Genomic DNA, 14,899 nt, shown 5'->3' with positions numbered 1-14,899 from the left:
GTCTAACGAAATCAGCCAAGCACGGACTTGACCGTCGCGACCACGTGGTCGACGGTGAAGCCGAAGTGTTTGAACAGCACGCCGGCCGGGGCCGACTCGCCGAAGGTGTCGATGCCGACCACGCCGCCTTCCAGGCCGACGTACTTGTGCCAGAACGCCGTCACACCGGCTTCGATGGCCACTCGCGGCACACCGCGCGGCAGCACGCTATCGCGATAGGCCTTGTCCTGACGATCGAACACGTTGGTCGAAGGCATGGACACCACGCGCGCGGCAACGCCCTCGGCGGCCAGCGCTTCGGCGCCCTTGAGGGCCAGGTCGATTTCCGAACCGGTCGCGATCAGCACGATCTGCGGATTCGCCACATCGCGCAGCACATAGCCGCCGCGGCGAATGTTCTCGATCTGCGCATCGTCACGCGAGACGAACGGCAGGTTCTGGCGGCTCAGCACCAAGCTCGATGGACCGTCGTGACGCTCCACCGCCGCCACCCACGCGGCGGCCGTCTCCGTCGTATCGCACGGACGCCACAGGTCCATCTGCGGAATCAGGCGCAGGCTCGATACGTGCTCGATGGATTGATGGGTCGGGCCGTCCTCGCCCAGACCGATCGAGTCGTGCGTGAACACGAAGATCGAACGCAGCTTCATGAGCGCGGCCATGCGCAGCGCATTGCGGCTGTAATCGGAGAACGTCAGGAACGTGCCGCCGAACGGAATGTAACCGCCGTGCAGCGCAATGCCGTTCATGATGGCGCTCATACCGAACTCGCGCACACCGTAGTTGATGTGATTGCCGAACTGCACGCCGTCGGCATTGGCGCGTACGGCCTTGCTGGCCTTCCAGTTCGTCAGGTTCGAGCCGGTCAGGTCGGCCGAGCCACCCAGGAACTCCGGCAGCACCGCCGCCAGCCCCTCGATCGCGAGTTGCGACGCCTTGCGCGTTGCCACCGTCTCGGCCTTCTCGTTGGTCTTGGCGATCAGCGCGGCGGCGGCCGACTTGAAGTCGCCCGGCAGCTCGCCCTTCATGCGTCGCTCGAACTCGGCCGCTTCGGCCGGGAACTGGCCGCGGTAGGCCGCAAAACGCTCGTTCCAGGCCGCTTCGGCCTGCTGGCCGGCGGCCTTCGCATCCCATGCCGCATAGACCTCGGCCGGCACTTCGAACGGCGGCAGGTTCCAGCCCAGCGCAGCGCGCGTGGCGGCGATCTCGTCGGCACCCAGCGGTGCGCCATGCACGTCGTGGCCGCCCTGCTTGTTGGGCGCGCCCTTGCCGATCAGCGTCTTGCAGCAGATGAGCGTCGGACGATCCGAGGTCTTGGCCTGGGCGATGGCCGCATCGACGGCGTCGACGTCATGACCGTCGATGCCGCGAATCACGTTCCAGCCATACGCTTCGAAGCGCTTGGGCGTATCGTCTGCGAACCAGTATTCGACATCGCCGTCGATCGAAATGCCGTTGTCGTCGTAAAGCGCGATCAGCTTGTTCAGACGCAGCGTGCCCGCCAGCGAGCAGGCCTCGTGCGAGATGCCTTCCATCAGGCAGCCGTCGCCGAGGAACGCGTACGTGTAGTGATCGACGATATCGTTGCCCGGACGGTTGAATTCCTTGGCGAGCAGCGCTTCGGCCAACGCGAAGCCGACCGCGTTGGTAATCCCCTGGCCCAGCGGGCCCGTGGTCGTCTCGACGCCCGGGGTGATGCCGACTTCGGGGTGGCCCGGCGTCTTGCTGTGCAGCTGGCGGAAGTGCTTGAGTTCTTCGATGGGCAGGTCATAGCCCGTCAGATGCAGCAGCGAGTAGATGAGCATCGAGCCGTGGCCGTTCGACAGCACGAAGCGGTCGCGATCGAACCAGTGCGGGTTGACGGGGTTGTGCTTGAGATGGCGGCCCCAGAGAGCGACCGCGATATCGGCCATGCCCATCGGCGCGCCAGGGTGTCCGGAGTTGGCCTGTTGGACCGCGTCCATGGAGAGGACGCGAATGGCGGAGGCCATCAGCGCAGCCGTAGCAGGAGAGGAGTTCGTCATGGTGACCAGCCGGAAGAGCGGGCGTGCCCCGTTGCCGCGAGCCGCCGCGCGAAATTCAAATGCAGGAAAAGACCAAGATTTTACCAGATACGACACCGGACCGGGTCGCTCGCGGCGAACTTCCCCAACCGGCGGGAACGTGGAATCATGGAAAAAAGTGGCGTGATCGCCACAAATTAGAGGAAGTTACCTTGCCAATGACAGTCAAACGCGACCTCTCCACGCCCGATTCCGGCACCGCCCCTACCGCTTGCTCGGCCCCGCTCGGCCCGTGGGCCGGCTATCGGTTCGACGCCCGGCACGTGTTCTCCACGACATCGCCCCACCAACGCATCGAAGTCGTCGATTTGCCTGCGTTCGGCGCGCTCGGGCGCGCCTACCGGCTCGACGCACGTTTCATGGCGTCGCTTGCCGACGCCCATATCTGCCACGAATGCATGGTGCACCCGCTGTTGCTCGCGCACGGCGATGCGCGTCGGGTCCTGGTCCTGGGCGGTGGCGACGGGGGGTCCGCGCGCGAGGTCCTGCGCCATGCGTGTGTGCGCGAAGTCGTCGTCGCGGAACTCGACGCGCAGGTGCCCGCCACCATCCGGCAGTACATGCCCACGCTGCCCGACGGCGCTTTCGACGATCCACGCACCCGGCTTGTCATCGGCGACGCACGCGACTTCGTCGACGCCGCACTCGCCCGGGAAGAGCGTTTCGATGCCGTGATCTTCGACCTGACCGAGGCCGACGGCGCTGCGGCGCCGCTGCACGATGTCCCCTTCTTCGAGAAGATTCGGGCATTGTTGGCCCCGGGCGGCGGCGTGGCGCTCCAGCTCGGCGCGCCGTGGTTCGACGGCGCACGGGTTCGGCGCATGCGCGAGGCGCTGCGCTGCGTCTTCCGCATCGTGACCCCCATGACCGCGTATGTGCCTCTTTACGGCACGTTATGGGCGCTGGCAATCGCCAGCGACTTGCTGGACGTGCGGCTGGACATGCCGGCGGGCGCCAGCGACCCGTCGCCCGATGCGTTGCCGCCAGCACTGCGAGGCTTGCGCCACTTCTCGCCGGCACGTCTGGCCGCCTTGTTGGACATCGCGCCGGAGCTTGCCGACGTCCTCGGCGACGATGGGCCGTGATGCGATCGCGCGCAGACGGTGAAGCACATTCGCGTTCCTTGTATATTGGGGGCTTGTCACGACCGTCGGCACCCGCCCGTTCGCGCCTTTGAAGGCAGCGCACGCCCCCGTTGCCCTGTGCCGGCGGATTAACCGGAGCCCATTCATGTCCGATCCCCGTCCGTCCCACGTGCCATGGCTGACGCCATATCTGACCGTGCGCGACGCGAAGGCTACCGCCGCGTTCTACGAGCAGGCATTCGGCTTCACCGTGCACGATACGATGGACGACGACGGTGCCCTCATGCACGTCGAGATGTTCTATCAGGGTCAGTTGATCGTGATGTTTGCGCCCGAAGGCGCTTTCGGCACCACGGCGCGCACACCGCGCACCTCGGGGGTGGAAGCACCGCAAAGCTTCTACGTCTACACCGAGGATGTCGATGCCCTGTATGCGCGCGCCACCGCTGCGGGAGCGAAGGGGTTGATGCCGCCCAACGACCAGTTCTGGGGTGACCGCTTCTGCCAACTGGAAGACCCTGACGGGTACCGCTGGGGCTTCGCGCGCCCCATCGCCCCGCGCGGCTGACGCCGCTGGCCGCCTGCGTTGGGGTATGCTGCCGGTCCCGGCGTGAAGCCCCATCCCTTCGGCATCGTGTGTCGTGCACTGTCCCCTGCGCCAGTTATGCGCTCATGCTTGCGTGGCCGTTGCCCTTTGTCCCTTCCAGCGCGCCCTCTGGCGCCGTTTCCTGATCCTCCATCCGTATGCCTCGCTTTTTCATCGACACGCCGCTCCACGCAGGCGCACTGCTGGAACTCCCCGAAGGCGTGGTGCGCCACGTTCAGGTGCTGCGCCTGAAGGTCGGCGACACGCTCACGCTCTTCAACGGCACGGGCGGCGAGTTTCCCGCGGTCCTCACCACACTGGAAAAACGTCACGCCACCGCCCAACTGGGTGAGTTCGACTCGCGCGACGCGGAGACGCCTTATCGCGTCACGCTCGCGCAAGGCATCGCTGGCGGGGACAAGATGGACTGGCTGATCGAGAAAGCCATTGAGCTCGGCGTGTCGGAGATCCAGCCCCTCTCCACAGAACGCTCGGTGATCCGCCTCGACGCCGAACGTGCCGCAAAGCGCGTCGCACATTGGCAGGCGCTCGTGCAGGCAGCGTGCGAGCAATGCGGCCGAAACCGGGTACCGCGCGTGTTGCCGATCCGCCCGATCGCCGCCTGGCTGCAAGACAGGGACACGGTGACGAGCTACGAATGGCGTGTGCTATTGTCACCCAGGGCAGACGGCGGTCTCGATTCGCTACCGCCTGACACGCCGACACAACCCGGCGTGCTGCTCTTCGGGCCCGAAGGCGGGCTGGCACCTCAGGAGGAATCGCTTGCGCGGGCGGCCGGATTCACGGCGATTCGACTCGGCGAGCGAATCCTGCGTACGGAAACGGCGGGAATCGCGGTCCTCGCCGCACTGGCGGCGCGCTGGGGCGGTTGGTAAGCAACAATGACTCGAAAAATGGCCTCACAAGCCTAAAGGAGTGTCGTCATGGGTATCCTCGATTCCATTCTCGGTGGTGCGGCCGGCAATGAGGCCGGTGGCAATAGCGGCGGCGGCAATACGAAGATGTTGCTGCTCATGGGCCTGCTGGCGATGATCGCCAGTCGATCGGGCGGCGCGCAGAGCCAGGGCGGTCAGGCCGGCGGTGATCTGCTCGGATCGCTCGGCGGTGCCCTGGGGGGCATGCTGGGCGGTGGCGGTGGCACCGCCGGCGGCGGTTTGGGTGGCCTGCTGGGCGGACTGCTCGGGGGCGGACAAGCCCCGGCCGCAGCGGGCGCCGGCGCACCGGCAACGTCTGCCGGCGATCTGATCGGCGCGCTGGGCGGGTTGGGTGGACTGACGCAGGTGCTGGAAAGCGGTGGGCTGGGAGACGCCGTGCGTTCGTGGGTCGGCACCGGCAGTAATCAGGCCGTATCGCCGGATCAGGTGACACAGGCACTCGGCCCGGGCGGTCAGTTGCAGCAACTCGCCAACACGGCCGGGGTGAGCCAGGACGAGGCGGCCCAACAATTGTCGTCGCTGCTCCCCGAAGTCATCAACCACCTCACGCCGAATGGCGATGTGCCGCAAGGCCAGCTCGATCTGGCGAGCCTTGCGCAGCAATTTCTTGGCGGACGTACCGGCTAACGCACGTCAGCGGCGTAGGAAAACAAAAAAGGTCCGCCATGCGGACCTTTTTTCGTGGAGATCGACGCGCCGAAGCGACCTATGCCGACGTCACGACCGTCAACATGGAACGCGGAGAACGCGACAAGCCTGAGGGCAAGATGCCGGCAAAATCTCAGGCGAAAGAGTAGAAGACACGGAACGTCACGCGGCGCTCGGCCCAGAATTCGGCCGCATCGCGGAAGACGTCGAGCAGCGTTTCACGGCCATCCTTGTCGAACTTCGTCGCAATCGGCAGCCCTTCGAGCACCACCACGAATCCCGGCTGTGGGCCGCAGTGGCTCACGAGATCGGTCAGGCAATCGTGAAGCGCGTCATAATTCTTTCCGAAGTGCTTGGGGAAAAGGAACGACGTCGCGATCGTCTCCAGCACCTCGGCCTTGCTTTGCGCCTGGGAACAGTTGGCGTACAGGAAATGTTGGCCGAGTCGCTCGGCCTCTGCGGCCAGTTCCGGCACGCGGAATGCGCGGATCGACTGCACGATATTCGGCCTGACGGTCTTGAAAAGACTCATATCTCCCTCTTCCGATAAGGTATGGCGGTGGCCGGCCCGCGCTACAGCATGCAGGCCCAGCACCTGCTTGAACAAGTTGCCCTCGCCCGCACCGAATGGATCTGCCATAAGATCTTTCCCGCGTTCCTGTGCGAAAACCGGCTCACTCATACTGCTGTCATTCCCTTATGCGTTTAAAGCTGTTGTAGTGATCTTTGGTGTAGTAGCACGGATCGACCGCGCGTTGATTACCGCCGCAGATGATGCGCCTCGCGCCCCTGTTGCGGGCACCTGGCGTCGGCACCGTATATTCATGGTAATAGCCACGCGGCATTTTGGGCAGGCGCTTTTCGTAGTTCCCGAACACGATGCCGTCTTTGGCATAGGGATACGGCCCGCCTTGGGCAATCAGCGACAGCGTGCGCTGCGCTTCGCGTGGCAAATCGGCAACGGATACCTCGGCCGTTTGATCCGTGACGTATGGCGCGGTTTCACGCGCTACGGCATGCGCCCCCAGAAACACACTGCCAGCCGCCGTCAGCGCCACGATGCCCCGGTGAAGCCAACGTGCCATTGTCATAGCTAACCTGTCGCCCCGACGCCGTTTTGCGCTGCGGGCTTGTTCTGATGGGTGAAGCCGTAAGGTTATCGCTATTGGTCACGAGAATCAATGTCGGCTTACATTTTGCAACCAAACTACTCAACAAATTCATGAAAATACAAGGATTTTCACGACAGTGAGCGCCTACATGACAGTATGCGACACGTGACAATCGTCGTCGAAATAACAAAACGCCGCCCCGAATGGGTGCGGCGTTTTGTCGTTAACGTATGCCTAACGGCGGCGAACCGCCGACGGCAACCGTCGGATCAGCGCGCGGGTTGTTGCGCTGCCGCATCGGCCACGACGAGCGCGGCCATGTTGATGATGCGACGCACCGTCGCCGACTCGGTCAGGATGTGCACCGGCTTCGCCGCACCCAGCAGGATCGGCCCGATCGCGACGTTGTTGCCTGCTGCCGTCTTGAGCAGGTTGTAGGCAATGTTCGCGGCGTCGATGTTCGGCATGACGAGAAGGTTCGCGGCGCCGGTCAGCGTCGAATCCGGCATGATGCGCGCGCGCAATTCCGGGTCCAGCGCGCAATCGCCGTGCATTTCGCCGTCGACTTCCAGTTCCGGCGCGCGTTCTTGCAGAATCGCCAGGGTATCGCGCATCTTCCGGGCACAATTCGCGTCACTCGTACCGAAATTCGAGTGCGAGAGCAGCGCGACCTTGGGCTGGATACCGAAACGTCGAATTTCCTCGGCCGCCATGAGCGTGATCTCGGCCAGATCCTCGGCGCTCGGGTCCTGATTGATGTGGGTGTCGACGAGGAAGATCTGCCGGTTGGGCAAAATCAGCGCGTTCATGGCGCCATAGACATGGCCGCCCGCGCGCTTGCCGATCACGCGATCGATGAAGTGCAGGTGGCGCCCAGGCGTGGAAACCGTGCCGCAGATCATGCCGTCCGCCTCGCCCTTGCGCACCAGCATGGCGGCGATGAGCGTGGTGCGGCGGCGCATTTCGACGCGAGCGTACGATGCCGTCACGCCCTTGCGGTTGGTCAGTTGGTGATAGGTTTCCCAGTAATCGCGATAGCGCTCGTCGTGCTCGGGGTTGACGACCGTGAAGTCGACGCCCGGCGTGAGACGCAGACCGTACTGCTGGACGCGGTGCTCGATCACGGCGGGGCGTCCCACCAGGATCGGCGTGGCGACGCGTTCGTCGACCAGCACCTGCACGGCGCGCAGCACACGCTCCTCTTCGCCCTCCGCGAAGGCGATGCGCTTCTTGTCGGCCGGCACGCTGCGCGCCACGGAGAACAGCGGCTTCATCAGACCACCGCTGTGGTACACGAACTGCTGCAGCGACTGCGAGTAGGCGTCCACGTCCGCGAGCGGGCGCGTGGCGACGCCGGCCGCCATCGCGGCTTCTGCCACGGCCGTGGCGACCTTCACCAGCAAGCGCGGATCGAACGGCTTCGGAATCAGGTACTCGGGACCGAACGACAGGTTCTTGATGCCGTACGCCGATGCAACGATGTCGCTCTGCTCCTGACGCGCCAGTTCCGCAAGCGCGTTCACTGCCGCGATTTCCATCGACCGAGTGATCGTCGTGGCGCCAACGTCGATCGCCCCCCGGAAAATGAACGGGAAGCACAGGACATTGTTGACCTGGTTCGGATAATCGGTCCGGCCGGTCGCCATCACGCAATCGGGGCGCACCTCCTTCGCGAGTTCCGGCGTGATTTCCGGATTCGGATTGGCAAGCGCGAAAATGAGCGGCTTATCCGCCATGGTCTTGACCATTTCCGGCTTGAGCACGCCGGCCGCCGACAGCCCGAGAAAGATGTCGGCGCCGCCGATGACATCGGCCAGTCCGCGTGCATCGGTCTTCTGCGAGAAACGAATCTTCTCCGGATCCATCAGTTCGGTGCGGCCCTCGTAGACCACACCCGCGAGGTCCGTCACCCAGATGTTCTCGATGGGAAGCCCCATGTCGACGAGCAGATCCAGACACGCGAGCGCCGCGGCCCCCGCACCGGAGGTGACCAGCTTCACCGAGCGCAGATCCTTGCCCACGACCTTCAGGCCATTGATGAGGGCCGCCGCGACCACGATGGCCGTGCCGTGCTGATCGTCGTGGAAGACCGGAATCCTCATGCGCTCGCGCAGCTTGCGCTCCACGATGAAGCATTCGGGGGCCTTGATGTCCTCGAGGTTGATCGCCCCGAACGTGGGCTCGAGCGCGGCGATGATGTCGACGAGCTTCTCGGGGTCCTTCTCGTCAATCTCGATATCGAACACGTCGATATTGGCGAACTTCTTGAACAGTACGCCCTTGCCCTCCATCACCGGCTTGGAGGCGAGCGGACCGATGTCCCCCAGTCCGAGCACGGCCGTGCCGTTGGAAATCACGCCGACAAGGTTGCCGCGCGCCGTGTAGCGCGAAGCGTTGAGCGGATCGACGACGATTTCCTCACACGCGGCGGCAACGCCCGGCGAGTAAGCCAGCGCCAGATCCCGCTGGTTGAGCAACTGCTTGGTCGGTGCGATGGCAATTTTGCCGGGCGTGGGGAATTCGTGATACTCGAGCGCAGCTTCGCGCAATTTCGGATCGATCGGCGTGGGCATGGGGAGAAGCTCTGGGCGAACAGGACAAGTCAAATTTTCAGTGCGAATTGTAGCCCCATTTATTCACGCCATTTATGCAAAAAGCGGATAACGGCCACACCCGCACTGGGCTGCTTTCCTGTCGATAGTGTCCAAAAACCAGGGCAAACACAACGCTGCATCGCACCATCGGGAGCCTTTTCGGACCATGGATGAAACGCGAGCGGGGGTTGTCCGAGACAGCCATCGGAAACCACCTGAATTCGCGCGCGTGGCGCGTTTGTCCGCTTGGGAAAGCGAGGATGCCCTCTTAGAATAGGGGTTCGCGCTGTGCCTCGCGCAGCCCCCGATGATTCGCCCGTCGCGCCGCCTTGCGCGCCCGGCGCCCGTGCCGCCGCCCATGACCACCAATTCCGACTTGCCGTCACCCTCGTCCTCCTCTTCCGCGCCTCGTTCGCCGTCCGCACGGGCCGAGGCATCGGAGGCGCGGCTGTCCGAGTTCTCGTTGATCGACCGTTTTTTCGCGCGGGCGACGCGCCAGGGCGAACAGGTGGCGCTCGGGATCGGCGACGACTGCGCGCTGCTGCGTGCGCCGGCCGGCGAGCAACTCGCGGTGTCCACCGACATGCTCGTGGAGGGCCGCCATTTCTTCGCCGACGTCGATCCGCGCTCGCTGGGCCACAAGACGCTCGCGGTCAATCTGTCCGACCTCGCGGCCATGGGCGCTCGCCCGCTGGGCTTCACGCTGGCGCTTGCGTTACCCGACAGCGATCCCGCGTGGCTCGCTCCCTTCGCCGACGGTCTGGCCGCGCTGGCCGACCGTTTCGCCTGTCCGCTGGTGGGCGGCGATACGACACGCGGGCCGCGCAATCTCTGCGTGACCGTCTTCGGCAGCGTACCGGGCGCCCACGCCTTGCGCCGCGACGCCGCACGACCGGGCGACGACATCTGGATTTCGGGCACGGTGGGCGATGCCCGTCTTGCGCTTGGCGCGATCCGGGGAGAATGGTCGCTCACGGACGACGACCTGGTCGTTGCACGTCGCGCATTGGAGTGGCCCGAACCGCAGGTGGCGCTCGGTCTCGCGCTGCGCGGCGTGGCGCGCGCGGCGCTCGATATCTCGGACGGCCTGCTGGGCGACCTTGGCCACATCCTGACGCGCTCCGGTGTCAGTGCGCGAGTCAACGTGGACGACGTGCCGCGCTCGTCGCTGCTCGCCGCACAGGCGCCCGAGATACAGCGCCTGTGCACGCTCGCGGGCGGCGACGACTACCAGCTTTGCTTTTGCGCCGACCCCGCGCAGCGACAGCGGATCGAGGCCATTGGCGGTGAACTCGGCATGCGCCTCACGCGTATCGGTACAATAGCGTTACTCGACGCGCGCCACATGATGCAACTCCACGACAATACCGGCGCTGCCGTCGCCGCCGAATTCAAAAGTTTCGACCATTTTCAATGAGCACTGATCAGACGGCCACCGTCAACCCGGGCAGCGGCCCGCGCCGGCCGACCTCGCGTTTCCTGCTGTCGCATCCCGCCCACCTGTTTTCGCTCGGCTTCGGCACGGGCCTGTCTTCGTTCGCGCCCGGCACGGTCGGCACACTGTTCGGCTGGGCGTCGTACCTGGTGCTCAATCTGTATCTGACGGTCACGGGCTGGGGTGTGCTGATTGCCGCGTCGATTCTCGGCGGCATCTGGATCTGCGGCTTTTCGGCGCGCAAGCTTGGGGTGCAGGACCCGAGTGCGGTGGTCTGGGATGAAATCGTGGCTTTCTGGATCGTGCTGTTGCTCATTACCCCGGCGAGTTTCGTCGGGCAATTGGTGGCGTTTGTCCTGTTCCGCTTCTTCGACGCGGTCAAGCCGCCACCGATCCGCTATTTCGACCGAACCGTCAAGGGCGGCCTGGGCATCATGCTGGACGACCTTGTCGCTGCGTTCTGCACGTTGCTCGTTATCGCGCTGTGGCGCTCGATTTGATAGGTGAGTTCACGTGGTCTCAGAACAAGCGCTTCTCGCGCAACTCTCGGTCAGGGTCGGCAATCGCCTGCGTGACGAGCGACTGATGCTGGTGACGGCCGAGTCGTGCACCGGCGGCCTCGTTGCCGCGGCAATCACCGACATTTCCGGCAGCAGCCACTGGTTTGAGCGTGGCTTCGTCACGTACTCGAATCAGGCCAAGACAGAGATGATTGGCGTTCCCGCCGAGCTCATCGACAAGCACGGCGCCGTGAGCGAACCCGTGGCACGCGCCATGGCCGAAGGGGCGCTGCTCAACAGCCGGGCGCAGATCTCCCTGTCGATCACCGGCGTGGCCGGGCCGGGCGGCGGCACCGCGGACAAACCGGTGGGCATGGTGTGCTTCGGGTGGAGTGACCGTGTGACGACCGTCGTCGAGACGAAGCACTTCAAGGGCGACCGCACGCAGGTGCGGAGCCAGGCCGCGCAGCACGCGCTGCGCGGCGTGCTCGAGCGACTCGACAAAGGCGACGCGTAAGACGCCGCTTCAAGCGTGCGTCGTAATCGCGTCGCCACGTGCCGATTCGCATCACTCGCGCAATTCGCTCAAGTCACTCGCTTAACTTGATTAACTTGATTAACGCGATTGACTCGATTCGGTCGATCTCGTCCGAGCTGTCCGAGCTGACCAACACGTCCGGTCTGTCCGCTTCGCCTCGTGTTGCCCGCACGAACGGCGGGCAACATGCGATCAGCGATAAGCGTTGATGCTGTCGCGCGTCTTTTGCGCGGCGGACGCGGCTGCCTCGGCGAAATGTTCGTCACGGCCGGCGTAGATGATCGCGCGCGACGAGTTGATCATCATGCCCGTACCGTCGGCGGTGCGACCGGCCTTGACCGTCGCCTCGACATCGCCGCCCTGCGCGCCGACACCGGGAATCAGCAGCGGCATGTCACCGACGATGGCACGCACCGCCGCAATTTCCGCAGGGAAAGTCGCCCCGACGACAAGGCCGATCTGCCCGCTCGTGTTCCACGGCCCAGACGCCAGACGCGCCACCGTCTGATACAGCGGCTTGCCATCGACGTCGAGGAATTGCAGATCGCTGCCGCCCGGATTCGACGTGCGGCACAACACGATGACCCCCTTCTCGGCGTGCGCCAGATACGGCTCGAGCGAATCGAAACCCATGTACGGGTTCACCGTCACGGCGTCGGCACGATAGCGCTCGAATGCCTCGCGGGCATATTGCTCGGCCGTGCTGCCGATGTCTCCGCGCTTGGCGTCGAGAATCACGGGCAGCCCCGGATGATCGGCATGGATATGCGCAATCAGTTGCTCGAGCTGGTCTTCGGCGCGATGCGCGGCGAAGTAGGCGATCTGCGGCTTGAACGCGCACGCGAAAGGCGCGGTGGCATCCACGATCTGGCGGCAAAACTCGAAAATCGCGTCCGGCCGGCCTTGAAGATGCGCGGGAATGCGCGACGGCTCGGGGTCGAGCCCCACGCAGAGGAGGGAATTGTTGCGCGTCCAGGCGGCGCGCAGCGTGTCGGTGAAGGTCATGACGGTGTTCCGGCGGAATGCCGCGCCGGGCACGGCGCAGCGTGATTCAATTCGGGCCGATCCGTCGTTGGATCGAGCAAGGCCGACATTTTACCTGCTCGGCGGCCGGGCCCCACGGCGACCGGCAAATCGCCACGAATCGTGCCGAATTGCGTCGAATCGTTACCCACCGCCGCGGATCACCCCGAGCGGGCATCGTGGCGCACGCGTCGCGCCCACGCTCAGTCGAGCCAGCCTCGATGCCGGAAGTACAGGAACGGCGCGATCGCCGAGAGAATCATCAGGCCGATCGCGAACGGGTATCCAATCTCCCAGCGCAGCTCCGGCATCATCTGGAAATTCATGCCGTAAATGCTTGCAATGAGCGTCGGCGGCAAGAACGCCACCGCCGCGACCGAAAAGATCTTGATGATCTTGTTCTGGTTGATGTTGATGAAACCGATGGTGGCATCCATCAGAAAGTTGATCTTGTCGAACAGATACGCGGTGTGATTGTCGAGCGACTCGATGTCGCGCAGGATCTGCTTGCCCTCCTGGTATTGCTCGTCCTTGAGCATGCGGGCGCGCATCAGGAAGGAGACCGCGCGACGCGTATCCATCACATTACGGCGAATACGCCCGTTCAGATCCTCTTCGGCCGCAATGCTCTCGAGCGCCTTCGCGGCATCGGCGTCGGTGAGGTTCTTGCCCAGAACCCGCTTGCTGACTTCTTCGAGCGCCGCATATACGCCTTCGAGCGCATCGGCAGAATATTCCGCATCGGTCGAGTAGAGATCGAGCAGCACGTCCATCGCGTCGCGCACCGAGCCGGGCCGAATCCGCGCGCGCATGCGAACCAGGCGGAACACCGGCAGATCTTCGTCGTGAATGGAAATCAGCAGATCCTTGAGCACCACGAACGCCACCGGCACGTTGCGCGATTGCTCTTCGTCGTCGAGCAGGAAATCCGTGCGGATGTGCAAGACGCCGTTGTCGTCTTCGTAGTAGCGGGCCGATGCCTCGATATCGGTGATCTCGTCGCGCGTCGGCAACTTGACCTTGTAAGCGTCTTCGACCCAGTGGCGTTCCTCTTCCGATTCGCTGTGCAGATCCACCCAGACCGGCGACACGCTGGTCAGGTCACTGGGATGGTCACATGTCACCTGTTGCAGGCGGCCATTATTGATGACGAAAGCATTGATCAAACGAGAGTCTCCCTGCGACACGGCGACGCCAAGTGTAGCAGCCACGCCACAGACACGCCAAGCGCGGCGCCTCGACGTGCCAGCGGACGCGCCGAGGCGCCGTTACCTAACGCGACGGTGGGATATGCCCTGAAATCGTCGAGGGTGGGCCAGGCAGCGGCGATCGGCGGCAAGCGGATCGAACCAATCCACGCCCTTGGCGTCAACCTTGATATCGGCACCGCCGGGTGCCCGTCGAAAGGGAGAACAGCAAAATGACGGATGTCACGACCCCGCTCGCGTCAATCGACGCAGTCATGGGCTTTTTGGCGGCGAATGCCGTCCGGTACGGCTTGTCGCTCGTGCAGGCCATACTGATCCTGCTGATCGGCTTCTGGATCGCGAAGCGACTCTCGCGCGTGGTGCACACCACGCTCAATCGCTCGCCGCACTTCGACGCCACGCTCAAGCCGCTCATCGAGTCGGTGGTGCTGTGGTCGGTGCGCCTGATCACGATCATTGCGGTGCTTGCACAGTTCGGTGTGCAAACGGCGAGCATCATCGCCGTGCTCGGCGCGGCCGGTCTCGCCATCGGTCTCGCATTGCAGGGCACATTGCAGAATATCGCCGCGGGCACCATGCTGCTCGTGCTGCGCCCCTTCCGCAATGGTGACTACATCACGGCCGGATCGGCGGTGGCCGGCACGGTCGAGGAGATCGGTCTGTTCACGACCACGCTCACCAATGCCGACGGCATCTACGTGTGCGTGCCGAACAACCAGATCTGGGGCCAGCCGATCACGAACTTCAGCCGCAATGCCACGCGGCGCATGGAAATCACCGTGGGCATTGGCCTGAGCGACGACCTCGACGCCGCCATGCAGGCCTTGCGCAACCACGTGGGCAACGACAAGCGGGTGCTCAAGGCGCCCGCGCCGGAAATCATGGTCAAGCAGGTCAGCGACAGCGCCATCATCGTCAACGTGCGCGTCTGGGCCTCGCTGGGCGATTACTGGGGACTGTATTGGGATCTCCAACGCGGCGTGAAGGAGACCGTCGAGCGCGCGGGCTGTTCGCTGCCTTACCCCACCCGCACCATCGTGCAGGTGCCCGCCCCCGCCGTGGCGGACGCCGCGCAACCCCGCCACTGATGCCGCCCGCCGTGAGCCCTCCGGCTTTGCGGGACAGGCGTCTTGGCTTCCGAGCTTCTCGGT

The 14,899-nt window shown here is 64.5% G+C and carries 14 protein-coding genes; 8 read left to right on the top strand and 6 right to left on the bottom strand.

Annotated features, from left to right (window positions below):
* Nucleotides 1-11: 11 nt before the first annotated feature.
* A complete protein-coding gene (gene tkt, locus LV28_RS27430) occupies nucleotides 12-2,024 on the bottom strand; it encodes a transketolase (RefSeq protein ID WP_023594190.1) in 2,013 nt (670 codons plus the stop codon).
* Between the two features lie 59 nt (nucleotides 2,025-2,083).
* On the opposite strand from tkt, the gene LV28_RS27425 reads away from it, so the two are divergent.
* The 4 genes from LV28_RS27425 (at nucleotide 2,084) to LV28_RS27410 (ending at nucleotide 5,317) form a co-directional block, all read left to right on the top strand.
* A complete protein-coding gene (locus LV28_RS27425; protein WP_080685194.1) occupies nucleotides 2,084-3,148 on the top strand; it encodes a spermine/spermidine synthase domain-containing protein in 1,065 nt (354 codons plus the stop codon).
* Between the two features lie 145 nt (nucleotides 3,149-3,293).
* Entirely contained in the window at nucleotides 3,294-3,716 is a 423-nt protein-coding gene (locus LV28_RS27420; RefSeq protein WP_023594188.1) for a VOC family protein, read from the top strand.
* Between the two features lie 176 nt (nucleotides 3,717-3,892).
* Nucleotides 3,893-4,630, top strand: a complete 738-nt coding sequence (locus LV28_RS27415) for a 16S rRNA (uracil(1498)-N(3))-methyltransferase (RefSeq protein ID WP_023594187.1) — start codon at nucleotides 3,893-3,895, stop codon at nucleotides 4,628-4,630.
* Between the two features lie 48 nt (nucleotides 4,631-4,678).
* On the top strand, nucleotides 4,679-5,317 hold the full coding sequence (locus tag LV28_RS27410) for a YidB family protein (RefSeq protein WP_023594186.1): 639 nt from the start codon (nucleotides 4,679-4,681) through the stop codon (nucleotides 5,315-5,317).
* A 154-nt stretch (nucleotides 5,318-5,471) separates the two neighbouring features.
* Here LV28_RS27410 and LV28_RS27405 read toward each other — a convergent pair whose 3' ends face one another.
* From LV28_RS27405 to LV28_RS27395, 3 genes are all read right to left on the bottom strand, one after another.
* A complete protein-coding gene (locus tag LV28_RS27405; RefSeq protein ID WP_023872340.1) occupies nucleotides 5,472-6,020 on the bottom strand; it encodes a barstar family protein in 549 nt (182 codons plus the stop codon).
* 7 nt (nucleotides 6,021-6,027) lie between these two features.
* Entirely contained in the window at nucleotides 6,028-6,423 is a 396-nt protein-coding gene (locus tag LV28_RS27400; RefSeq protein ID WP_023594184.1) for a guanyl-specific ribonuclease, read from the bottom strand.
* Nucleotides 6,424-6,719: 296 nt separating this feature from the next.
* The gene (locus tag LV28_RS27395) at nucleotides 6,720-9,023 is read right to left on the bottom strand and encodes an NADP-dependent malic enzyme (protein WP_023872341.1); all 2,304 of its coding nucleotides are present in this window, start codon (nucleotides 9,021-9,023) and stop codon (nucleotides 6,720-6,722) included.
* Nucleotides 9,024-9,402: 379 nt separating this feature from the next.
* Here LV28_RS27395 and thiL point away from each other — a divergent pair, with 379 nt between their 5' ends.
* The 3 genes from thiL to LV28_RS27380 are packed head-to-tail and all read left to right on the top strand — an operon-like array spanning nucleotide 9,403 to nucleotide 11,496.
* Nucleotides 9,403-10,461, top strand: a complete 1,059-nt coding sequence (thiL, locus tag LV28_RS27390) for a thiamine-phosphate kinase (RefSeq protein WP_081326988.1) — start codon at nucleotides 9,403-9,405, stop codon at nucleotides 10,459-10,461.
* Complete coding sequence (locus tag LV28_RS27385) at nucleotides 10,458-10,979, top strand: phosphatidylglycerophosphatase A family protein (RefSeq protein ID WP_023594181.1); 522 nt, start codon at nucleotides 10,458-10,460, stop codon at nucleotides 10,977-10,979. Before thiL ends, LV28_RS27385 begins: the two co-directional genes overlap by 4 nt.
* 13 nt (nucleotides 10,980-10,992) lie before the next feature.
* On the top strand, nucleotides 10,993-11,496 hold the full coding sequence (locus LV28_RS27380) for a CinA family protein (protein WP_023594180.1): 504 nt from the start codon (nucleotides 10,993-10,995) through the stop codon (nucleotides 11,494-11,496).
* A 213-nt stretch (nucleotides 11,497-11,709) separates the two neighbouring features.
* Here the strand turns inward: LV28_RS27380 and pyrF are convergent, their stop codons facing one another.
* The gene (gene pyrF, locus LV28_RS27375; RefSeq protein ID WP_023594179.1) at nucleotides 11,710-12,522 is read right to left on the bottom strand and encodes an orotidine-5'-phosphate decarboxylase; all 813 of its coding nucleotides are present in this window, start codon (nucleotides 12,520-12,522) and stop codon (nucleotides 11,710-11,712) included.
* Between the two features lie 221 nt (nucleotides 12,523-12,743).
* Nucleotides 12,744-13,706, bottom strand: coding sequence for a magnesium/cobalt transporter CorA (corA, locus tag LV28_RS27370; RefSeq protein ID WP_023594178.1), 963 nt, complete (start codon nucleotides 13,704-13,706; stop codon nucleotides 12,744-12,746).
* A gap of 254 nt (nucleotides 13,707-13,960) precedes the next feature.
* On the opposite strand from corA, the gene LV28_RS27365 reads away from it, so the two are divergent.
* Nucleotides 13,961-14,836: a mechanosensitive ion channel family protein gene (locus tag LV28_RS27365; protein ID WP_023594177.1), complete on the top strand. Its 876-nt coding sequence runs from the start codon at nucleotides 13,961-13,963 to the stop codon at nucleotides 14,834-14,836.
* Nucleotides 14,837-14,899: the final 63 nt, after the last annotated feature.

This window comes from Pandoraea pnomenusa, from assembly GCF_000767615.3.
Classification (GTDB): Bacteria; Pseudomonadota; Gammaproteobacteria; order Burkholderiales; family Burkholderiaceae; genus Pandoraea; species Pandoraea pnomenusa.
The sequence above is the reverse complement of the archived record's forward strand: the minus strand, read 5'-3'. Positions and strand labels throughout refer to the sequence as shown.